Source organism: Kineococcus vitellinus, from assembly GCF_009906315.1.
GTDB classification, from domain to species: domain Bacteria; phylum Actinomycetota; class Actinomycetes; order Actinomycetales; family Kineococcaceae; genus Kineococcus; species Kineococcus vitellinus.
Map to the genome: position 1 here is coordinate 1 of NZ_JAAALL010000623.1, position 677 is coordinate 677.

The following is a 677-nucleotide window of genomic DNA, read 5'->3' on the forward strand; positions in this document are numbered from 1 at the left end:
GGTGGGTGGGTGGCGCAGTCGATGCTGGTGGGGATGCCGGCGCGGGCGATGGCCAGGGTGCCGTCGGGGGCGGCGGCGATGCTGCGGATGTCGTGGCCGCTCATGAGGGTGCGCCGCTCGCTGCCGTCGGGGCGGGCGCTGTAGAGGGTGGAGCTACCGTCCTGATGCCCGTCGTAGCCGATCCAGACCAGCCGCCGGCCGTCGGCGGACCAGGTGAGGGCGCCGACCCCGCCGCCGCGGGCGACGGGGTGCACCTGCCGGGTAGTGGTGTCGATGGTGAGCAGGCTCTGCTCGTGGTCATCTTCGAGCCAGCCGGTGAAGGCCAGCAGCCGCCCCCCGCCGGGTGCGGTGGACGCCGCAGTGGTGAGGTCAGGTGAGTGCTCCGCCGCGGTGGCCGTCGCGGTGGCGGTGGTGAGCACCAGGACGGCGCTGAGGGCGGCCAGCACCGTTGCAGGCCCCACGGTGCGTGTGCGCATCCTCCTAGGACACCACCGGCACGCTGCCGGTTCCCTGTGATCTCCTGGGATCGTCCGAACCGGTGCCATCGTCGTCGACGGGTGCGATCGCTGCCTACGCTGATCTGGTGGCTGATGCTCTGTACCTGATGACGCCGGCGCAGCGGCGTCCACCGCACCCGGCGGGGGGCGGCTGCTGGCCTTCACCGGCTGGCTCGAAGA

Annotated in this window: 1 protein-coding gene; it reads right to left on the bottom strand. The window is 72.7% G+C overall.

Annotated elements, in window-relative coordinates:
- Positions 1-476, bottom strand: a 476-nt coding sequence (locus GTQ99_RS23790) for a TolB-like translocation protein (RefSeq protein ID WP_166618091.1), incomplete at its 3' end; no start/stop codon positions are given.
- Positions 477-677 lie beyond the last annotated feature (201 nt).